We start from the raw sequence: 21000 nt of genomic DNA, 5'->3' as shown, positions 1-21000 counted from the left end.
TTATTATGAATCTCCCAGCATTTTTTTATGTATCGCATCTATTTTTTTTGCTTCCTCAATCAGCGTTCTGGGAATGGTTTTATTTCTGGCCCATTCTTTAGAAAAGTTTGTCAAGGAAGGGTGGCGCTCATCTACCAATGGACATATTTCAATTGTATATGCGGGTAAATGATAGGTCGTAATAAACCAATCTGTAAATCCGCCCCCTACGGCATCTTTCGGAGGAATCCCAATCTTGTACCCAGTTTCCTTTGCGAGAACTTCTGCAATCATCCGATCTCTGTTCTCATTCGCCCCATTATTATATTGCCAAAAAATCTCCTGACCAGAAGAATGGTAGGCAACTGCAATGGTTGGTTTTATTTTTTCTGTTAACTTGACTATGGCTTGTACCTCTTGTGCTTCAAATGGAGCTTTCCCTTTATAATTTTTATAAAAAGGTTCTTTTTTGGAATCCTTTATATACTCCCATCCAGCAGGATATTGTCGATTTAGATCCACTCCTAGCCCATTACTTTTCCAACGCGTAAAATCATTTAGGCCGCCATTCATCTTCTTTATTTTTCTTTTCGAGAAAAACGGAAATTTGTTGATTTTCCCCTGTTGAATGGTGACTCCATCTGGATTGATCATCGGTACAATCCAAATCGAATAGGAACCAAGAAAATTGTCTCCATTCTTTATTGTCCTTGCAATATCCTCTGCCATTTTCATGGTTAATAAAGAAGTAATCCATTCCCTTCCATGATGTGCACCTGACAAAAGGATACTTTTCTTTCCTGTCCCTATTTGGATCGCATAAATTTTTCGGCCAAATTCTGATTTCCCAATCGCATGGACTTGGAGCTGTTTCTTATATTTACTTTTTAAAATCCAGACATCGTCTTGAAAGTTTTCATATGTATACACTTCACTCGCATCTACAACTGATTTCGCGTAGGACTCCTTTGTATTTACACAAAGAAAGACTGAAATTGCAGTTAAAATAATAATAAGTCGCCTTTTCATAATAACCCCTTTTTTCTTTATATTGTGGATATGCAGAAGTCCTTATTCATATTGCGTTGAATTTATCTTCAATGAAGCCATAAGAATTTATACAGGTAAAAATAGAAAATCCTTTGAAATCAATATAGCCAACTTTTAGTGGGTAACATTCTTACCTTTATCCATATAATATAATCATCTCCTTCCCACAAAAGGAGGCATTAAGATGAACAAAACAGATTATGATCGAGCCCTATACTATACTCATCGATCAGAGTGGGATAATCTTCTCATATTGATGGTAAGAACCCATGATAACTTTCTCTCAAAAAAAATTGAACAATTTCTGCATGCCTACAACTTTGAACATGATTATTCTGTCATAGAAAAACATTTATATTCCTTATTACGCTACATCGATCACGCCAACGATTTAGCCGCAGAAGAATGGATTCACACAACTACCATGTAATAGATAGAATCCCACCAAAAAACCACGACTCTTCTGTCGTGGTTTTTACCTTTTCATTCATATTACATCTATGATTGATTACTTTTTATATTCAATTCGGTATACATCAAAGCGTCTATCTTTTAATTGGCGGACTGTTCCTCTTTGTCGCTGTCTTCTTAGTATTTCTAAATCTACATCCCCGATCATAACCATTTCTATATTAGGGTTTGTTTCCCCAACAATTCCATCTCGGGCAAATTCAAAATCAGATGGCGCAAAGATAGCCGATTGGGCATATTGAATATCCATATTTTCTGTTTGCGGTAAATTCCCGACAGTCCCAGCAATCACCGTGTAAACCTGGTTTTCTACAGCTCGAGCTTGTGCACAATAGCGTACACGTAAATAGCCTTGACGATCTTCTGTACAAAACGGGGTAAAAATAATTTTTGCCCCCATATCTGTTGCAATCCGGGCTAGTTCTGGAAATTCAATATCATAGCAAATTTGAATCGCAATTTTCCCACAATCTGTATCAAAAACCCTAATGGCATCTCCTCGTCTTATTCCCCACCATTTCCGCTCATTCGGCGTTATATGTAATTTATATTGTTTTTCAATCGTACCATCACGTCTAAAAAGATAAGCAATATTATAAATTTCTTCATCGTCTTCTTTTACAAAATGAGAACCACCGATAATATTAATATTATATCGAATCGCTAAATTAGTAAAAAGCTCAATATACTGCTCTGTGTATTCTGTAACCTTTCTAATAGCCGTACTTGGAACACGTTCATCCAAAAATGACATTAATTGCGATGTAAGCAATTCAGGGAACACAACAAAATCCGATTCCGCATTGGAAGCTACATCTGTATAATACTCTACTTGATTGGCAAAATCCTCAAAGCTCTTTATTTGTCTCATCTTATATTGAACAACGCAAATTCGCACAGGATAGCTGCTTTTGAAAAAACGTTTGGATTTTGGCATGTATTCCACATTGTTCCATTCCATAATCGTTGCATAGCTTTTCGACTGTGCATCATCTGGTAAGTAATTAGGGTTAATCCGCATTAACGTGAAACCATTTAGTAATTGAAAGGACAGTACTGGATCATATATTTTATGATGCAAAACTTCTTGAACATATTCTCTTGCTGTCATTTGATCTTCATATTTATAATAATTTGGAATTCTGCCGCCAATGATTATACTTTGTAAATTTAACTGACGCACTAACTCTTTTCTTGCTTCATAAAGACGATGTCCTATTTTCATTCTTCGGTATTCTGGATCTACCATTACTTCAATTCCATAAAGATTATAGCCATGGGGGTTATGATTTGTGATATATCCGCCATCTGTCACTTCATCCCACGTATGGCGGGCATCATATTCGTCAAAATTTATAATTAAGCTAGAGCATGATCCAATAATTTCCCCATCATATTCTGCAACAAATTGTCCCTCTTGAAAAATCTCAATATGGCTTCTTAATTGATCCTTTGTCCAAGGATCCATGCCTGGAAAGCACTCCGCTTGAAGCTTCATGATTTTATCAATATCCTGGTATTCTGTGTTTCGGATAATGAGTTTTTTTTCAAATTTCGATAAATCCAATTTTGGCATATTATTTTACTCCCTTTATGTATGATCTTCTTAACCCATACTCTTACATTTTATTTACTATTTCTACATTTCCCCATTTTTTTTAGATATAATCTCTCTCCTTTTGGAATTCTAGTTTGTTTACATCAATTCCGTTTACCTTTATACTTTTTCTATAGTGAAAATATTCCTATCAATTTTTAGAATTCAATAAACACAATAAAGGAGAATCGTATGAAAGAAGAAACAAAGCAAAAGGACTCCCGGGAAAACATTTTATATTTAGCATGGATTGCAGCTGTCCTCAGTATGTTTGGCAGTCTCTACTTTTCTGAAATTAGAGACTTTATTCCATGTACTTTGTGTTGGTATCAGCGGATCTTAATGTACCCGTTTGTGATTATTTTAGGAATTGCGGTAATCCGAAAAGATTATAAAATCAGCTTTTATACCATGATTCTTTCTGGGATTGGCGCATGTATTTCCATTTATCACTACTCCATCCAAAAGTTAGCTAGCATCTTTGAAACATCATCAGCCTGCGGACCAGTTTCTTGCACAGGTGAATACATAAATTGGTTAGGATTTATCACGATCCCTTTTATGGCACTAATTGGATTTATTATTATCTTTACTTGCAGCATTATTATTTGGAAAAAAACAAAGGAGATGAATCAATGAAAAAAATTCTGTTTTTTCTGGTCTTTATTATTATTTTATTTGCTGGGGTAGCTTTTCTATCTCATATGAAAAAGGAAAAAGCTGTGGAAGGCAATCTCTATAAGAAAGCAGATTTGAGGCCAGCTACAGTCGAATTATTAGATAATCCGAATTACCAAAATATCATCCTTCCTGATGAACTCGAGGAAAAATTAAAAACAGAGGAAGACGTGACAGTTTATTTCTTTAGCTCTGAATGTCAATATTGCTTAAAAACTACTCCTGAATTAATGCCGCTTGCAAAAGAATTAAATGTATCTATTGATCAATATAATTTATTGGAATTTCAAGAAGGCTGGGATAAATACAATATCGAATCAACTCCAACCATTGTTCAATACAAAAATGGAAAAGAAGTAAGCAGAACTATCGGCTACAACGAACCTGCAGTCTTTAAACAATGGCTCGAAAAATATAGTGTAAAAAAATAAAGTCGCTAAAAAATTGTATCCAAAAAGGCCATCGTCTTTCAATTGACTGTGATGGCCTTTTGTCTTTCCTAAGAATAAGGAATAGGAAAATTAGAAAAAATTATAGTAAGTATGAATTGTTCGCCTCTGCATACATACTAAAATTCGCTTGATCGCAGGAATCCCCGTTGCTGCTGAATTTAAAATTATCTAAATGGAAGGGAAAGAATATATCCAATTCCTCGAGAATGTGGACATTTTTTGCAAAAAGATGTTTATATTTATGCTTATTCTCTGGATCTTCCAATATATTCACAAGGGTTTGAAGACTGGCAATTACTTGATAAGCTGTTTTTAATGTGCTTAATAACTGTGCTTTTTCCGGAGTAATAGCTAGAACCTTTAAGCGCTCGAATTGATTAATTTCCTCATCTGAAAAATAGAAAGGAAAAACCTTTGAATAAAAGGTTTGAATCAACTCATCAATTCTTTCCTCTTGGGTTTGGGTTGATGCAAAAACGACTTTCATAAAACGAAACACCCTCTTTATTTCTATATATTTACACAACCTATCTGTTACCCATAGTCTAACATATCCCTAAAAACCATTTCTGTGGTAATTAAAACCATGATATGATAACTAAGTTATATTTAAGACACTTTTATTATTCATTCTTATAAAAAATAAAGGAGATTTTATGTATGTTATTTGAAAGAAAGGGTGACTGGCTTTTCCTTAAAATCCCTTTACAATGGGAAGGATTATCAATTGAGGAGTTCTTTTCGCGAGTATTACTAGCTTCGAAAAAGCAGATTCATTTGTTTAAAATGGAGAAAAAAGTTCAATTAAATAACCAAAATGTACCATGGAATTCCCTACTTAAGCAGGAAGATATTTTAAAAATTAAGCTCTTTCAGCAGCAGCCAAATGACATTATTCCAACCTATATGGATCTCACTATTCTTTATGAAGATGATTTCCTTTTAGTCGTAAATAAACCTGATTCCATCGATACCCACCCTCATTCTTCTGAAGATACTTCTTCCTTATTAAATGGTGTGGCCTATTATTTATTATTAAGTGGAGAAGAAAGACAATTAAAGCATATCCACCGATTGGATCGGGATACTACCGGGTGTATACTTTTTGCTAAACACGATTTAGTTGCTAACATGCTTGATTATCTTTTAAGAGAAAGAAAAATTAAAAGAACGTATATCGCTCTTATTGAGGGATTTTTAGCACAGAAAAAAGGAACGATTAATAAGCCGATTGGGAAGGATCGACATCATGGCAGTCGTAGAAGAATTTCAGAGACAGGACAGCAGGCAATCACCCATTTTAAACGAATCAAGCGGCTGCCCTTCGATGATTTAACGCTTATCTCATGTACTTTAGACACTGGCAGAACACATCAGATTAGAGTCCATTTAAGCTCCATAAATCATCCTCTTGCTGGAGACAAACTTTATGGCGGAAAACCTATGTTCCATCGACAAGCACTTCATGCGGCGAAAATCCAATTCACCCATCCTATCTCTCAGGAACAAATTACAGTCTTTGCTCCACCATTAGACACCCCGCCGATTTTCCCTGATGAAGATTGGGAATCGTTATTAAGTTGAAGGATATGTTTTCAACAAAAAAAGGAAATGGCTTAAAAAAGCTCATTTCCTTTTTTCTCTTTCTTTATGTTGTTTTACGCATTCCACGCATAATCAAGCTTAGAATAAATACTAGCACGACAGCGCCGATAATGCTCGGAATAATGGCGAAATCAGCAATGGATGGACCCCAATCTCCTAAAATTAATGATCCTAACCAAGCTCCAACAAAACCGGCAATAATATTACCAATAACTCCGCCAGGAATATCCTTACCAGTAATTAATCCTGCTAACCATCCTATAATACCACCTATTATTAATGACCATAAAAATCCCATATTTAACACTCCTTTTCTTATAGTGTTGATAGTTTTCAATGAGATAGTGAAAAACATGCTGCAGCTATGATTTTCCCGTACGGTTTATTTTCACTATCTGCTTGTACTTATATTTACCACCCTTTGAGTCTTTTAAACATATCTATTACATTCATTGTTTTAAAAAGATTCATTCAAGTGCTTCCTAACAAAAAATCTACGCCTAATTAATTAGGCGCAGACCTTTTGTTTGTTCCGTTTTATAGTCCTTAAATTTATTAAAATAATAATTCATCTGGATTACTGCCAAGTCTTTCATTCATATTTAAGCGATCGATTTGATCCATTTCCACTAAGCTTAGTTGAAAATCAAATATCTCTGCATTTTCTTTGATTCTTTCTGGATGAACAGACTTTGGAATAATAATATTTCCATGTTGCAGATGCCAGCGTAAAATAACTTGAACAGGAGTTTTTTCATGTTTTTTTGCAATATAATTAAGTGTCGGTTCATTTACTAACCGACCTTTGGCAATTGGCGACCATGCTTCCACTTTTATATCTTTCTTCTTACAATATTCTCTTACGCTCTCTTGGGAAAGTCTTGGATGTAATTCGATCTGGTTAACAGTTGGCTTCTCATTTGCATTAGCAAGTAAATGATCTAAATGATGTTCATGAAAATTACTTACACCAATTGCTCTAACTAATCCTTCTTCATATAATTTCTCAAGTGCTTTCCATGTTTCCACATATTTATCTTTTCCCGGCCAATGAATTAAATATAAATCTAGGTAGTCTAAATCTAATTTTTTCAAACTCGTTTCAAATGCTCTTAAAGTGGAATCATATCCTTGATCATCATTCCATACTTTAGTAGTAACAAATACCTCCTGTCTTTGGATAGCGCTTTCTTTTATCGCTCTGCCTACTCCTTCTTCATTCTTATAAATGGCAGCAGTATCAATAGAACGATAACCAAGATCCAAAGCAGTTTTTACTGTATGGAAAACGGTGTCTCCCTCTTCTACTTTAAAAACACCAATTCCTAATTGTGGTATTTCTACTCCATTATGCAGCTTCACTTTCTGTTCGATGCTATTGACCAAACAAAACACCTCCAAAAATCAGAATTATCCATATAATAACACTTATTGGAATACTTCTCTATAAATATGAATTAATCCTTTTAAAAAATCGCCTGCTTCCTAATATATTTTTATTTTAAAATAAATTGAACGATTTTCTCCCACCATTTCCATGGCACAATATGCTTAAAAAGAATTGTACCTTTTGTTCCTTTTCCGACTATATAACGCAGTCTTGGATGCTTTTTCTTTGCGATGGAAACTATCTTTTCAGCCACTACCCTTGGATCTCCATTTTTTTTACTGCTATTATGTAAATATGTATCGAGCTGTTTCATATAAGAAGAATAAGGAGAAGAAGGCAAGGTAGATTTTTCAGCAATTTGCTTCCCTGTTGTCCAAATATTTGTTTGAAAAGAACCAGGCTCTACCAGAACGACTGGAATAGAAAAAGGAGCTAACTCTAATCTTAGGGCCTCACTCCATCCTTCTAATGCAAATTTAGAGGAAACATATGGAGATAGGCCTGGAAATCCAATTTCGCCACTTATGCTGCTTATATTAATAATCATTCCTCTCCGCTGCATCCTCATAAGCGGAAGAATACATTGCGTTACACGAATGGCTCCAAAAAAATTTGTATCCATCTGTCGTTGATATTCACCGATCGATATCTCCTCTGAAAAACCCGCTCCCGCATAGCCAGCGTTATTTATCAGTAAGTCAACTTGGCCTATTTTCTGTACATATAAACTTAAGTTTTCTACAGATTGGTCTGAAGTAATATCTAAAGAAACTATGTCTATATTAGAAATTATCCCCATTCTTGTTGCTTCCTCTACTAATTGCCCACTTTTATTCGTATCTCTCATCGATGCTATAACTGTATAGTTCGCTTTTGCAAATTCTAGTGTCATCCATTTCCCAAATCCACTATTCGCTCCAGTTATTAGTACTACTTTTTTTTCCACTTTTTCCCCTTTTCCTGCCACATATTATTCATATTCCCTTCTTAACATGACATTATATTGATTGTTGTTCGTGTTAACACTTCTCGTTGTAATTCTTCTATTCTTAAAGCCTTTTGATTGCATAGAGTGGATTGGGCATAATCTCCCCCACCTAATAAGAAATCTGCTTTCTTCTCGATAATCATAAGTCCATTGTAATATATAGAACTAGTTTATGGGATCCTGTTCTCTTCCCATAAGCCAACTTTCTCCAATAAAAATTTCATCCATTAACAGTGGCTCTCCCTTCTTTTTTGGACATTCTACTCTTACTTTATTATCATAAATAGAATTGGACACAATATAGGATGGAGATATGGAAAAACACTCCATTCTCTGGAGAAAAATATTAAATCCGTGCAAATATTGTAAAAAAGTAATGTAGTTTTCTTAAAACTTTGTAAAGCAAATATTAAGTTTTTGTAAATTTCGTTTCAAAATACTATGCTATTCGACAACTTTCCTATAAAATATGTAAGGCTTAGTCATAATTTGTTATATATTAATGGAGGTAACCATAATGGTTTTTAAAAAACAAGATAAGTTTGCTGTTATGTTAAAAAATATTGCTTCAAATTTAAAAGAAGGAGCAGACTTTTTTGCTGACTATAAACTAACAAATGTTAGCGATTTAAAAACTTTTTCTGAAACAATGAAGGAAATTGAAACAAAAGGTGATACATATGTTCATGAAGTTATCACAGAATTAAATAAAGCCTTTATTACGCCGATTGAAAGAGAAGACATTCTAGCTCTTACAATGAGTATGGATGATGTTTTAGACGGTCTTGAGAGTACTTCTGCACTTTTCGAAATGTACAATATCATTAGTGCAGATGAATATATGCTTCGTTTTGTGGAAGAAATCAAAAACTGTGCAGTAGAAATTGATAAAGCAGTAGATCTGCTTACAACTAAAAAATTACCTAAAATTAGAGAGTATGCAATTAGAATTAAAGATCACGAATCAAAATGTGATGGCATTTTACGTCAATCGATTAAAAACCTTTTCTCTGTAGAAAAAGATCCGATTCGTATTATCCAATATAAAGAAGTGTATGAAAATCTTGAGGATATCGCTGATTACTGTCAAAGTGTTGCCAACACACTTGAAAGTATCATTATGAAGAACGCATAAGGAGTCTTTTTCCAATGAATACATTATTAATACTTACAATTTTAATCGTTGTCTTTGCCCTAGCATTTGATTTTATTAATGGCTTTCATGACACAGCCAATTCCATTGCTACTGCAGTATCAACAAAAGCACTAAAACCGAAGCATGCCATTATTATGGCAGCATGTATGAACTTTATTGGTGCGATGACCTTTACTGGTGTGGCAAAGACAATTACAAAAGGAATCGTAGATCCTTTTCAATTAACAAATGGTTCTCTCGTTATCCTTGCAGCATTGATTTCTGCTATCATCTGGAATTTAGTCACTTGGTATTTTGGAATTCCAAGTAGTTCTTCCCATGCAATTATTGGATCAATCGCTGGAGCAGCAATTGCTTCTTCTGGTTTCTCCTCTCTTAATTACACTGGGTTTATTAAAATCATTGAGGCATTGATTCTTTCGCCTATCATCGCTTTTATTGTTGGATTTACCATTTACTCCATTTTTAAATTCTTTTTTAGGGATTTAAATTTAACAAAAACAAATAGACGTTTCCGCTATTTCCAAATATTCACTGCAGCATTGCAGTCTTATACGCATGGTACAAATGATGCTCAAAAAGCCATGGGGATTATTACGATGGCTTTATTAGCTAATAATTATGTTTCAACAAGCGAGGTGCCATTTTGGGTACAATTTGCCTGTGCTACTGCAATGGGACTAGGGACTTCTGTAGGTGGTTGGAGAATTATCAAAACCGTTGGTGGAAATATTATGAAAATTCGACCAGTAAATGGGGTAGCTGCTGATTTATCAGGAGCTATGATCATTTTCGGATCCACCTTAATTCACCTTCCAGTTAGTACAACCCATGTTATCTCTTCTTCTATTCTCGGTGTTGGTTCTGCACATCGTTTAAAAGGAGTTAAATGGGGAACAGCACAACGAATGATTATTACATGGGTTATTACATTGCCAATTTCAGCAAGTATCGCTGCAATTTGTTACTATATCCTGCATTTCTTTTTTTAAGTAGAAGGATTATCATATACGGCTTAATAAATAAGGCCATAAGAAAAACATCTTCACCCAATTGGGTAAAGATGTTTTTCTTATTTTAAAGGGTAGCCAATCTTTTTTTAACGCTGTTTTCGTTAAGATTGTTGTTTTTAGGTGAAAATTCCTGATTTCCTATTTTTCTGTTAAAATAAGGATATATCTAATACGAAATAGAGAATAGAATGGGGTTGATTATATTGAAATTGCTATTAACCTCTAACGGTTTTTACAATGATGCTATTAAAGAGCAATTTTTAAAACTCATTAACGGCGAACCAAACGAACTGAACGTTGCTATTATCACAACTGCATCGCCGCAAAAGGATAAAAATAGATTTGCTCAGAAGGCGAAAGAGGACTTTAAGGATATGGGGTTTCAAAACATAGATTTCATTGATATAGAGTTTGATAACCCAAAAAGTCTTGCACATAAAGATGTCATATACATCAATGGTGGAAATCCATTTAACTTATTATTCCATACTAAACAGAGTGGGGCAGATAGTATCCTACGAGAGTTAGTTACCAAAAATGTTGTTATTGTAGGTGTAAGTGCTGGTGCTGTTATACTTGGTCCAAACATTAAAGTCGTTCATTTCTTCACACCGCAAATGAATGCACTAAATACTAAGGATTTTTCTGCATTAGACCTAACGGACAAACTTGTTTTTCCTCACTATGACCGAGAAGATTTGTTCAAGGATAGTACAAGCAAGACAATTGAAGATAGACTAAAAGAATTTGAAATCCTTGAAGGATGCGAAGTTACGAGATTAAAGGATGATGAATATATCACGGTAGAAAAGTAATTTATTGACCTCGAATTAGAGGTCTTTTATTATGCACTTCTTCTAAACATCTCAACTGTCGTATAGTTTGATTTATGGACAGCACTAAATAAAAGTTGCTTCACTCGTTCTTTGCGAGCCACCTTTGTGCTTTGTTCAAGGTATCTGAACCAAAACAGGTAGTTATCAAGATATTTGGTTGCCACACCTTGAAAACGGTCCATAAATTGTTTTAGTCGTTTGTGATAAGCATTAACGTGTTGAATATGGAAGATAGATTTTTTCACATAAATCCCTTTCCGCAAATTCACCATTTCGTGCTGTAATCCCTTATCTTCGGCAAACTTTTTATAGTTCGTAGCTGCATCTGAACATAACAAAGCAGAGGTGTCGATAAAGGCACCTAATACCTTATCTATATCTGTTGATTTAATACACCCTTTTCCAGCCATTTGAGAGATGACTTGTCCATTTCGATCTTGTGCTACAAGAACACAGACCTGTTCCTTTGAGATACCTCGTTTTGTTGCGACACCGCCACGCTTACGAGGGTTTCTATGAGTAATAGACTTCTTCCCTTTGTCACTTTCCAAGAAAAAGGTTTCATCGCTTTCAACAATCCCTTTTAAAGTTTGATTGCCTAATGAACGGAGAGCATTCAAGATTTTATGTCGCCAGTAAAAAGCCGTAGAAATATGGATTTCTAAAGTATCAGAGATTTTAGGTAGCGTATAGCCTTCTACCATCATTTCAAAATATTTAACCCATTTATGAGGGTATCCAGAACCTGTCAACGGAGTATTGGTCATATCGTTAAAAGTCTTCCCACAGTCCTTGCACAAATATCGTTGCCTCGCACGATATTTGCCATTCTTCTTGACCGATACGCTTCCACAATGGAGGCAAGCCAAACCGCCAGAAAAACGAGTTTCACGAATATCTTTTAGCATCTTCGCAATATCTTCTCGTTCTTCAGGGAATAAGTCTTGTTTCATTGCTTCGTAGCTTTTATGATGAGCTTGTGCACATTCTTTGTTGAACACCACTTTTTCTTACAGCCGAGCGCATTCTGGCTTTCCTTCCCTTTATGAACACCGTTTTTCCTTGCAGCAAATAAATGCTCGCAATCTTCTGTTACTTAATTTCGCTAAATCACCAGTTTATAGAATTTAATAGCAAAAGTAGTACTTTTACCTATCTTACTTCTAACTTCAATAGCCCACTTGCTCAATCAATTTTCATCCTCATAAGTTCAATTATGTTCTTCTATGTTTATACTCTTACACATATGTATAAGAAGAATGGACAAGGAATAGATAGGATGATGTTTAATGATAGAAAAAATAGCGGCGATATTTGTCGGGAGCTTATTAATAGGCATGGGGGTAAATGGATTTTTAGTCCCACATCATCTGTTAGATGGGGGCATAATTGGAATCGGCCTTATTTTGCACTATCACTACGAGGTTCCGACAGGTCTGTCTATGATTCTTTTAAGCATTCCCTTATATATACTGGTGTGGTTTTATAATAGGGAGTACTTTTTTTATGGCATAATTGGCTTCCTTGCTTCTTCCATCTCTATTGATTTCCTATCTTTTTTACGTGATTTATTTTCATTGAAGCTTGTATTAAGTGCGATTTTGGGCGGAGTGATTATTGGCGTAGGAATTGGCCTCATGCTTCGATTTGAGACCAGCACTGGAGGGACGGATCTCCTTGCCCAAGTCCTGTCAAAGATACTTTCTATTCAGGTAGGTCTCATCATTTTTCTAATAGATGGAATCGTTTTAGCCAGCGGCTATAAAATAATTGGGCTGACAACTTTTTCAGCTTCTTTCTTAACTATTTTCTGTGTGGCTGTGTTTACGACTTTATTATCCAAAAACTCCCCTATAAGGAAGGAGAGGTAGCTATTACCTCTCCTTCCACTTGACTTTAAATGCGACTTTTCACTCTTTATCTTGTTCTGGTATCAATACTTGGCCCACTTTCCCCATCTTTAATAAGGTTTGCATAATCGTTTTAGAAAGTTGGCTAGTTTGGTATGGTTTTACGAGATAATCCATCGCTCCTCGTGATAATCCCTTTTCTTTTTCATCTAATGCAGATGATACGATAACCGGAATATTTCTGAGTTTTTCTGATTCTTTGATATGATTCAAGATTTTCCAACCATCAAAATTTTCATCTTCGAGCATGATATCAAGCACCACTGCATCTGTCGGGAGCTTTTCTAACATTTGCATTGCCTCTTGACCATTTTTATAATACACAACTTGGAAGCCGTTATCTTGCAATTCATGAACAATTAATTCTCCCAGGCTAATATCATCTTCTATCACCATGATCGAGTAAGTTTGCTTATTTTCTATAGATACTTCATCAGAAGCCTCCATTTTATGGACAAGGGGAAAAATAAGCGTAAACGTACTTCCCTTCCCATAATCTGATTCTACTGCCACTTGGCCATCATGGGCAATCATGATTTCTTGAACAATAGACAGTCCAAGGCCCGTACCACCAATCTTTCTTCGGTCCGTATTATCTACTCGATAAAACTTAGTAAATAATTTACTGATCTCCGCTTTTGGGATTCCTAGGCCTTCATCTTTAAACGATACTCGCAGCTGCCCGTTCTCTTTATAAATATTAATCTCTATTGTCCCTCCATCGGGGGAATACTTAATAGCATTACTTAGAAGATTCGCCAGCACTTGTTCAATCTTCGCTTTATCACCAATAATCATGGTTTCCTCTATCAACTGGTTTATTTCGATTCGATGAGAACTAGTATTAATGGATAGTTTTTCCTTGACTCTCTCTACTATTGGAATTAAATCAATGTACTTCTTCTCATAGGTTTGCTTTCCTGCTTCCATTCGTTGAATATCTAAGAAATCATTTATTAAGGAGGTCAGCCTCTTTGCTTCACCATATATTGTTTGTAAGTACTTTTTCTGCTTTTCCACTTTTAATTCTCGATTTATCATTAATTCTGTAAATCCAAGTATGCTTGCTAACGGTGTTCGCAGCTCATGACTCACTGTGCTTACGAACTCAGACTTCATTCTATCCACTTCATATTCTTTTGTTATATCCCTATAAACAAGGATGGTGCCGAACTTAGTGTTTCCTCTGTAAAGTTCCTCCGCATAGATATTAATTACTCGTCCATCTTTCATAAAGGCACTATAGGAATCCGTCTGTTTTTCCTTAATGGATGCTTCTATATATTGAAGCAACCCTTCTTCATCCATAAAATGAGCTGTTAATGGCTGCTTCCATTCATCCCATCTACAGCCAGGATAAAATATTGTTTCCTTTGTGTCCCCAATCATTTCTTCAAGCTTTTCATTCACGAATATTATTTCACCTATTCCACATACTACCTGAATACCCTCTTGAATGGTATTTAAGATATCGTAGTTTAATACACGATCATTTTCTGTTTGCTCAAATAATTCAATTTTATCTAAAGAAATACTTATTTGTTTTGCCAACGCAATAAATTCTTCCTTATCAAACACCGAGTAAGGATCGCTAAAACGACTCAGCATCATCACTGCTGTTATTTCATCATCCGAATTATAGACAGGAATATACAAATCATGTGTAAATCCTTTTTCAAGGTGATAGCCTTTTTCGGCCAATACCATTTCTCTTGAAATAATAAATGGGTCTTTCTCTTTTTTTAGTCGATCGAGCATTCCTTGCCATACATAATTTTTAAATTGCTCTGCTCCTTCTTCGACAATTCCGTAGGATGCATATGCTTGATCCTTTAATAGTAAGATAATTCCTCTGTCTGCCTGTAGAATTGCTGCTAGATGGGTAATAATACTCTCTAATACTTCATTTTTATCTAATGAATTCGAAATGCTATTAATTAATTCATTTCTTCGCCTTAATGATTCCCTATTTGCTCTAACTGTCTCTAAGACCTCTTCTAATTCTATTTGTTGTGCATGCAGTTCATCCTGCTGTGCAAGTAATTCCTCATTTTGCGCCAATAAGTTTTGTTCTTTATCTTGAACACTTTGATACATTTGATAAAAAGCAGCAGAGAGTTTCCCTATCTCATCAGCTCGCTTGGTGTCTATCTTTATCTGTGCATCATTTCCTTTCGCAATTTCATTTGCCGCAACTGATAAATCGGCTAACGGTTTGCCAATTTTTTTTAATCCAGCCCGCCCTATAAAATAAATAACCATCATAATGAAAATAATATAGACAAGAAAGCTGATTTGAAAAATGATGATATTTTTATCTAGTTCATTTACCAAATTATTCAGTTCATTCGTCATCGATTGTAAATAGTTATGTAACGAACCCTTTATATGACTAATTCGATCTGCTCCCCCATCATCTGAGAGTTTCACCACTTTGTCGATTTCTCCTTCATCAAAGTAGTTTAATGCTTTGGGGAGGATATCCTGAAAATAATAAGAATGAAAATTTGCTATCTCTTCTACTAACACTGCATCTTCATCTGTTGTAGCAACAGCTTTTAGCTGTTGAATCAATTCATTTGTCTTGGCATCCATTTTTAAAGCGGATGAACGCATATCGGGATTATTAAACGCGAAGTATCCTCTTGCTTCTGATAAAGCATTTTCTAGCATATCTTGTAATTCTCTAGTGATTGATATTTTTTCAAGGATCACTTCCCTTTCTTCTGCATAGCGATCATTCAATTGCTTTTGACTGAGTGCAAGGAAGGCACAGCCCATAAGGAAAAGCAAACTAAAAAAAAACAGTAAAGCTACAAACTGTCTTGATATGCTTTTACCAAAATAATCTTTAATTTTCATTCAATATTTCTCCTACTTTGTCTAATAAAGCAAGCGGGCTAAATGGCTTTGCCATAAAATAATCTGCTCCTGCTCCCATAATTTCATGTTGCTCACTCGCTTGGCTTTTGGCAGAGAGCATCATAATTTTAAGATGCTCTCTCTCTTTATCTGCTCTTACTTTTTCAATGACTTCTAAGCCGGTCATAATTGGCATCATATAATCAAGGATTAGTAAATCATATTGGTTCTCTTGAATTAACTGAAATGCTTCTTCTCCATCTTGTGCTTCATCCACGATGTACTCATCTTCCAATGTATCAACTATCAACATTCTTAATACTTCTTCATCTTCTGCTAATAAAATTCTTTTCACCATTTAATCCCCCAAATTTATTTCTAAAAAGGCATCCTTTAAGTGGTAATACGATGCCCTTAGCCGTTCATGGTAAGCTGGCATCTCCCATTCGTCCCACGTGTACCATTTAGCATCAGCAGCTAGGATTTCATTATATCTATTAAGCTTAGGGAAGGAAGAGATTATTTCCTCCTCTTTTTCCATTACCGCTGCTATTTGGATTCCCTTAGCCTGTACACTTTCCTCTAATCCCTTTTGCCATAAATCAGCCATTATCTCTTTCCGGCTCGGGTCTTTCATATTCAACAAGGCCCAAGGTATCCGGACTTCAATCGTTTTTTTATCTTTGCTCACGCTTATATCGGTTAAGCTATTAAATTCTTTACTAGCAGGATTTCCATTGCCAAATAGAAGATGTCCAGTTACATAAGATTGAAATGGAATTTTAGTATCTGGGAGCTCTAATTTCTTATTTAAGGTCAGTCGAATAGGATGAAATACTCCATTATCCTTTTTCTTTGCATAAGCTTCTTCTTTGATCATATGCAAAATGGATCCATAATGATAATGGAAGGAATCATAATAACTATCAACTAATATTTGCGAATTGTGTTCATTCGCTATTTTAACAAGAAAGTCAACGCCAAACGTTGATTTAATTGTTTTGTTTTTAAGTGCAATTGTTTTTTGGCCTTGCTTCTCAATGGTATTAAACAATAGATAGGTTGTATCTGTTTGTAAGTCTATTGGCTGGTGATAATCAATTCTCAAGTTGACCTGCTGTTCATCACTTGTTACATATATAGACTCTATTCCTTTTTGTTCCCTTCTATCTTCATACAAAGGAGAAATGCCGAGTTTTTCCCAGTCCTTTTTCTTTCCATCTATATAAATGGGCGACTCATATTTTCCAGGATCAAAGCTGAGTAAGCCAAAATGCTGTTCATTTGTTTGTAGATTGGACCAATATGGTCTTCTATCAGGATTATCATAATCCATCGTATTCCATGTTCGCTTGAACCATTCATCCTGCCAAGCAAATAGTAGCCCACCTGCATAATTTTCATCGACAATCATTTGAAACATTTCTTTATCGAAATTTCCTTGTTCTTGTTCGGAAAGAAACCCTTGTGTCATTCCATTTACATTCTCATGCGTTTTTCCTCTCGATGCGGGTACACCAAATTCAGCAATTAGAACTGGCATATCATGTGCTTCTCTTAACTCCTGTAAATAAGCTCCATAATTACTCTGCTTCCCTTGTTTATTTATATAGCCTTTATATGCAGGCTCATAGTTTAAGAAATCTGGATAATACGGATAGACATGATAGGAAGCAAGGAATCCCGCATGAAAATTCTCTGTCGTCTTTATATGATTGGGATTTACGATGGCCATATCTTCTTTTGGATCCGGCTCATAACGATGTTTAAGCAAGTCCGTTGTTACCCAATTGGTAAAGCTCATTGTATGCTGCCAGTCATATTTATCAACCTCATATTTCACTGTTTCATCCATCTTCTGTGCAAGCCAACTTTCAAAAGGAGAAGCATCTTTTGTTTCAAAGTAAGTGCCATCATATGAAGCTATGCTTTTATGTTTCTCATTTGTGTTCTGTACTACCTCTGGATCCCATTCGATTCCGATCATAATGCCCAATACATATTTTGATATATCATATGTATACTCGCCGGAAGCATGGCCAGGGGCAGCAGCTATAGATGCATTCCCATGAATGATATCTATCATATTCTTCAATTCTCGATTAAAATCATTATCCACTTCATTCGCGTAAGCATCCTGTTTTTCTAGGAGAGTCTCTTCATTAATCCATGCACCATGAAAAAGATATAAAGGTTCCTCTGCCAACTGATTATACTCATACAATGCTTGATAGAAAGCGGGCGGATGCAAGGTATACACTCTAATCGCATTTGCATGCATAGCGCCAATATCTTTAAACCAGCGTAAATATTCATCCTTCGTTATGGACGTTTCTCCTGGAAAAGTTCCTGGCTTTGCTATCCCCATATTAACTCCTTTAACAAGGAGATTTGTCCACTTATTGTCTTTCAACACCTGAATATACGTATCATCTGTTTTCGTATTTATCTTCAAATGATTCACAGTTGTTGTTTCCACATTACTTGCATGATCAGCGGAATGTAAACCATTCTTTAGAATCCCTTTCATAATAGGTACATAACTGTTCCAATAAAAGGAATGGCGATAAGTAATAGATCTTTTCCACGTATCAAACCCGACTGTTTTATAAAGTGCTGGTACCTCTGCTTCATCTGCATAGTCACCTGCAAAATAATAAGACGTGTATTGTTTATTCTTGTATTGAATGACTGCTGGAAACTGACTAGGTAAGCCATATTCGGTTAAGACTGCTTTCCCTTTTTCATTTACTGGAAGTGTATACGTAGCAAGAATATCGGTCTCATCTTTTGCAGCAACTATATCAAACCAATAACCATAATTCGATTTAATAGGCTGATTGAACAAATCCTTTCCTTTATCAGTAGTCGAAAATTGAAGGGCTCCGCTAACAAGCTCTTGATCTGACAATACAATTAGATGATCATCGCTATTAATCAAGATTAACCCTGATCCTTTAAATGACCACTTGTGATCATAGATTTGTTCATATCTTTCTTTGACCCATATAGGAACTTCATTGCTTTCCATGTCAGAAAAATATCTTCCTATCCATCCACTCCATGAAAGATGGAGAAGATTTGTTATTTTTTCGCGGGCTTGATCACTAGTTGGAGCTGCAAAGGTATTAAATTCAGCAATTAATGTTTTATTGGTGTTTTGAAACAAAGCTGACTCTACCCTTTCAACATCTTCTAACGCTAATCCGCCTTCCATCTGCTTCGAAACTTTCTCAACGCTATTCATTCTGGAAGCTTCTTCCTTATCTACTCCATATTGATCTGTCATATAGATCACATCATAGGAGGATAAATCTTTTGGCAGATGAGTTAATTGCTTGTGTTTTTCTTTCAAAGGATTAACTCCTACATAATCACGTTCTTTGCTATAAGGAGCTTGATTGCTTTTTACATATTTCTGATTATTCAACACCCATATTAATCCCGCATGTTCCTGATAGGAAGAATCCGGCACTGTTTTATCCATAATTAAGACATTTAATTCCTTTGAATGCTTTAACTGCCAAAGCCAAAAAGGACTTGTTAAAAGTCCTACACCAAAGAGAATAAGTAAAAAGAAAATAATCGATTTATTCCATTTCATTCGGATACTCCTTTACGGCTCATTTCTCCCCAACTTTTATCGCTTCTTATTAATTGCCAAATGCCTTCACATCGCCAAAAAACAGTTAACGGGCGGTACCAAAAAGATTCTGTCAGCGAATAGAAGAACAAAGAAATGATGTGGGAAACTTTCGGATATTTGCGCAAACTCCATTCTTCTAATAACACTGCTGCCATTGAAAAAATAGAGCCATAAATACAGGACAGTAATAAAATTAAGATGGCAAATTCTAAATATACTCCACCAAAAAACAAGGCAATAATCGTATAAACATATCCTAAAAATTCGACAATAGGGCCCAAAAATTCAATTAGCCAGAAGTATGGAAAAGATATTAGTCCGATATTTCCATATTTCGGGTTAAAGGTTAGCTTTCTATGATTCCATAGACTTTCATATAATCCCCGATGCCACCTTCTTCGCTGTCTTCTTAAAAACGTTATTTCTTCCGGAACTTCTGTCCAGCAAACTGGGTCTGGAACATAAACGATTTTCTTTTTTTCCTTTGTCTCTTTTAATAATCGATGGATTCGCACAACGAGCTCCATATCTTCGCCGACTGTATTCGTTTGATAGCCCCCAGCCTTTAGGACCCATTTTTTTGAAAAAACACCAAAAGCCCCAGAAATAATTAATAATAAATTATGTCTGCTTAATCCAATTCTCCCCATCAAAAAAGCTCTCAAATATTCGATTATTTGCATAATAACCAAGGGATTGCGAGACAATCCTATCTCGAGAACTTGTCCGTTTTTTATCTTACATCCATTAGCAATACGAATACTTCCACTTGAGGCTATCACTTCTTCATCACTATCCATAATAGGCTTCATTACCTTTAAAAAGGCATCTCTTTCTAAGACCGAATCACCATCTAATGAACAAATATAAGGAAAATGAGAAAAGTTCAGTCCTGCATTTAAAGCATCTGCTTTTCCGCCATTTTCTTTATCGATTAAATATAATTTAGGGAGCAGCTTCGATTGATAAATGCCTTTAATAGGCTTTGTCGTAAGTTGTTTCCTGACAACCTTTTCTATATGAACCATCTCATATTGTTCTATCATTTTCTGCAGCGTATAGTCCTTTGATCCATCATTGACAACAATGATTTCAAATTGAGGATAATTAATGCTCAACAAGGACCGTACACTTGGAATGATCCCAGCTTCTTCATTATAAGCTGGAACAATGATAGATACTGGTTTCGTATACCATTCATTTGAAACATCATCAAATGTATCTTCTCTATTTAATTTATATTCCTTTCGTAGCTGAAGCATGGAAATGAAAAGAATAACAGAATAAAACAATATAATAATTATCATATAAACAGCAATAAACGTGGCAAAGATTTGTACAGCAATTGACCACCATTGATAAACCAT

General features: G+C 35.3%; 19 protein-coding genes. 8 read left to right on the top strand and 11 right to left on the bottom strand.

Annotated elements, in window-relative coordinates; genetic code table 11:
• Positions 1-3 precede the first annotated feature (3 nt).
• On the bottom strand, positions 4-1008 hold the full coding sequence (locus NSQ92_RS02935) for a M14 family zinc carboxypeptidase (RefSeq protein WP_341152137.1): 1005 nt from the start codon (positions 1006-1008) through the stop codon (positions 4-6).
• Positions 1009-1213: 205 nt separating this feature from the next.
• On the opposite strand from NSQ92_RS02935, the gene NSQ92_RS02930 reads away from it, so the two are divergent.
• Complete coding sequence (locus NSQ92_RS02930) at positions 1214-1459, top strand: YhdB family protein (RefSeq protein ID WP_047942743.1); 246 nt, start codon at positions 1214-1216, stop codon at positions 1457-1459.
• A 78-nt stretch (positions 1460-1537) separates the two neighbouring features.
• Here NSQ92_RS02930 and NSQ92_RS02925 read toward each other — a convergent pair whose 3' ends face one another.
• Positions 1538-3076 carry a bifunctional GNAT family N-acetyltransferase/carbon-nitrogen hydrolase family protein gene (locus NSQ92_RS02925; protein ID WP_095258745.1) on the bottom strand — a complete coding sequence of 513 codons (1539 nt, stop codon included), beginning with the start codon at positions 3074-3076 and terminating at the stop codon, positions 1538-1540.
• Between the two features lie 213 nt (positions 3077-3289).
• On the opposite strand from NSQ92_RS02925, the gene NSQ92_RS02920 reads away from it, so the two are divergent.
• Complete coding sequence (locus NSQ92_RS02920; RefSeq protein WP_095258744.1) at positions 3290-3736, top strand: disulfide oxidoreductase; 447 nt, start codon at positions 3290-3292, stop codon at positions 3734-3736.
• Positions 3733-4206: a thioredoxin family protein gene (locus tag NSQ92_RS02915; RefSeq protein ID WP_061797731.1), complete on the top strand. Its 474-nt coding sequence runs from the start codon at positions 3733-3735 to the stop codon at positions 4204-4206. Before NSQ92_RS02920 ends, NSQ92_RS02915 begins: the two co-directional genes overlap by 4 nt.
• Positions 4207-4306: 100 nt before the next feature.
• Here the strand turns inward: NSQ92_RS02915 and NSQ92_RS02910 are convergent, their stop codons facing one another.
• Positions 4307-4714, bottom strand: coding sequence for a DUF5365 family protein (locus NSQ92_RS02910; RefSeq protein ID WP_095258743.1), 408 nt, complete (start codon positions 4712-4714; stop codon positions 4307-4309).
• 173 nt (positions 4715-4887) lie between these two features.
• Between NSQ92_RS02910 and NSQ92_RS02905 the strand changes: the two genes are divergently transcribed.
• Positions 4888-5811, top strand: a complete 924-nt coding sequence (locus NSQ92_RS02905; protein ID WP_061797734.1) for an RluA family pseudouridine synthase — start codon at positions 4888-4890, stop codon at positions 5809-5811.
• Positions 5812-5875: 64 nt separating this feature from the next.
• Here NSQ92_RS02905 and NSQ92_RS02900 read toward each other — a convergent pair whose 3' ends face one another.
• From NSQ92_RS02900 to NSQ92_RS02890, 3 genes are all read right to left on the bottom strand, one after another.
• On the bottom strand, positions 5876-6130 hold the full coding sequence (locus NSQ92_RS02900; RefSeq protein WP_061797736.1) for a GlsB/YeaQ/YmgE family stress response membrane protein: 255 nt from the start codon (positions 6128-6130) through the stop codon (positions 5876-5878).
• A gap of 257 nt (positions 6131-6387) precedes the next feature.
• Positions 6388-7218 carry an aldo/keto reductase gene (locus tag NSQ92_RS02895; RefSeq protein ID WP_341152365.1) on the bottom strand — a complete coding sequence of 277 codons (831 nt, stop codon included), beginning with the start codon at positions 7216-7218 and terminating at the stop codon, positions 6388-6390.
• Positions 7219-7328: 110 nt separating this feature from the next.
• Positions 7329-8168 carry an SDR family oxidoreductase gene (locus NSQ92_RS02890; RefSeq protein WP_341152364.1) on the bottom strand — a complete coding sequence of 280 codons (840 nt, stop codon included), beginning with the start codon at positions 8166-8168 and terminating at the stop codon, positions 7329-7331.
• A 559-nt stretch (positions 8169-8727) separates the two neighbouring features.
• On the opposite strand from NSQ92_RS02890, the gene NSQ92_RS02885 reads away from it, so the two are divergent.
• From NSQ92_RS02885 to NSQ92_RS02875, 3 genes are all read left to right on the top strand, one after another.
• On the top strand, positions 8728-9345 hold the full coding sequence (locus tag NSQ92_RS02885; RefSeq protein ID WP_047942753.1) for a DUF47 domain-containing protein: 618 nt from the start codon (positions 8728-8730) through the stop codon (positions 9343-9345).
• Positions 9346-9359: 14 nt separating this feature from the next.
• Positions 9360-10358, top strand: coding sequence for an inorganic phosphate transporter (locus tag NSQ92_RS02880; RefSeq protein ID WP_047942755.1), 999 nt, complete (start codon positions 9360-9362; stop codon positions 10356-10358).
• Between the two features lie 224 nt (positions 10359-10582).
• Positions 10583-11194: a Type 1 glutamine amidotransferase-like domain-containing protein gene (locus NSQ92_RS02875; protein WP_341152363.1), complete on the top strand. Its 612-nt coding sequence runs from the start codon at positions 10583-10585 to the stop codon at positions 11192-11194.
• 29 nt (positions 11195-11223) lie between these two features.
• Here the strand turns inward: NSQ92_RS02875 and NSQ92_RS02870 are convergent, their stop codons facing one another.
• On the bottom strand, positions 11224-12219 hold the full coding sequence (locus tag NSQ92_RS02870; RefSeq protein ID WP_341152362.1) for an IS1595 family transposase: 996 nt from the start codon (positions 12217-12219) through the stop codon (positions 11224-11226).
• 285 nt (positions 12220-12504) lie between these two features.
• On the opposite strand from NSQ92_RS02870, the gene NSQ92_RS02865 reads away from it, so the two are divergent.
• Positions 12505-13086 carry a YitT family protein gene (locus NSQ92_RS02865; protein WP_095258741.1) on the top strand — a complete coding sequence of 194 codons (582 nt, stop codon included), beginning with the start codon at positions 12505-12507 and terminating at the stop codon, positions 13084-13086.
• A 39-nt stretch (positions 13087-13125) separates the two neighbouring features.
• Here the strand turns inward: NSQ92_RS02865 and NSQ92_RS02860 are convergent, their stop codons facing one another.
• From NSQ92_RS02860 to NSQ92_RS02845, 4 genes are read right to left on the bottom strand one after another with little or no spacing between them, the layout of a single operon-like run.
• Complete coding sequence (locus tag NSQ92_RS02860; RefSeq protein WP_341152361.1) at positions 13126-15987, bottom strand: ATP-binding protein; 2862 nt, start codon at positions 15985-15987, stop codon at positions 13126-13128.
• Positions 15977-16342: a response regulator transcription factor gene (locus tag NSQ92_RS02855; RefSeq protein ID WP_095320217.1), complete on the bottom strand. Its 366-nt coding sequence runs from the start codon at positions 16340-16342 to the stop codon at positions 15977-15979. Before NSQ92_RS02855 ends, NSQ92_RS02860 begins: the two co-directional genes overlap by 11 nt.
• Before the next feature lie 3 nt (positions 16343-16345).
• Positions 16346-19591: a hypothetical protein gene (locus NSQ92_RS02850; RefSeq protein WP_336045213.1), complete on the bottom strand. Its 3246-nt coding sequence runs from the start codon at positions 19589-19591 to the stop codon at positions 16346-16348.
• Positions 19588-21000 carry a glycosyltransferase family 2 protein gene (locus tag NSQ92_RS02845; protein ID WP_341152131.1) on the bottom strand — a complete coding sequence of 471 codons (1413 nt, stop codon included), beginning with the start codon at positions 20998-21000 and terminating at the stop codon, positions 19588-19590. The genes NSQ92_RS02850 and NSQ92_RS02845 overlap by 4 nt, the downstream gene beginning before the upstream one ends.

The organism is Niallia sp. FSL M8-0099 (assembly GCF_038006945.1).
GTDB lineage: Bacteria > Bacillota > Bacilli > Bacillales > Cytobacillaceae > Niallia > Niallia circulans.
This window is presented reverse-complemented; position numbering and strand designations above follow the sequence as displayed.

Excerpts from the sequence above, each read along its gene's own strand:
- NSQ92_RS02935 (WP_341152137.1), bottom strand. The coding sequence starts at position 1,008 with ATGAAAAGGCGACTTATTATTATTTTAACTGCAATTTCAGTCTTTCTT.
- NSQ92_RS02910 (WP_095258743.1), bottom strand. The coding sequence starts at position 4,714 with ATGAAAGTCGTTTTTGCATCAACCCAAACCCAAGAGGAAAGAATTGAT.
- NSQ92_RS02860 (WP_341152361.1), bottom strand. The coding sequence starts at position 15,987 with ATGAAAATTAAAGATTATTTTGGTAAAAGCATATCAAGACAGTTTGTA.
- NSQ92_RS02925 (WP_095258745.1), bottom strand. The coding sequence starts at position 3,076 with ATGCCAAAATTGGATTTATCGAAATTTGAAAAAAAACTCATTATCCGA.
- NSQ92_RS02915 (WP_061797731.1), top strand. The coding sequence starts at position 3,733 with ATGAAAAAAATTCTGTTTTTTCTGGTCTTTATTATTATTTTATTTGCT.
- NSQ92_RS02900 (WP_061797736.1), bottom strand. The coding sequence starts at position 6,130 with ATGGGATTTTTATGGTCATTAATAATAGGTGGTATTATAGGATGGTTA.
- NSQ92_RS02885 (WP_047942753.1), top strand. The coding sequence starts at position 8,728 with ATGGTTTTTAAAAAACAAGATAAGTTTGCTGTTATGTTAAAAAATATT.
- NSQ92_RS02905 (WP_061797734.1), top strand. The coding sequence starts at position 4,888 with ATGTTATTTGAAAGAAAGGGTGACTGGCTTTTCCTTAAAATCCCTTTA.
- NSQ92_RS02865 (WP_095258741.1), top strand. The coding sequence starts at position 12,505 with ATGATAGAAAAAATAGCGGCGATATTTGTCGGGAGCTTATTAATAGGC.
- NSQ92_RS02880 (WP_047942755.1), top strand. The coding sequence starts at position 9,360 with ATGAATACATTATTAATACTTACAATTTTAATCGTTGTCTTTGCCCTA.
- NSQ92_RS02850 (WP_336045213.1), bottom strand. The coding sequence starts at position 19,591 with ATGAAATGGAATAAATCGATTATTTTCTTTTTACTTATTCTCTTTGGT.
- NSQ92_RS02930 (WP_047942743.1), top strand. The coding sequence starts at position 1,214 with ATGAACAAAACAGATTATGATCGAGCCCTATACTATACTCATCGATCA.
- NSQ92_RS02845 (WP_341152131.1), bottom strand. The coding sequence starts at position 21,000 with ATGGTTTATCAATGGTGGTCAATTGCTGTACAAATCTTTGCCACGTTT.
- NSQ92_RS02920 (WP_095258744.1), top strand. The coding sequence starts at position 3,290 with ATGAAAGAAGAAACAAAGCAAAAGGACTCCCGGGAAAACATTTTATAT.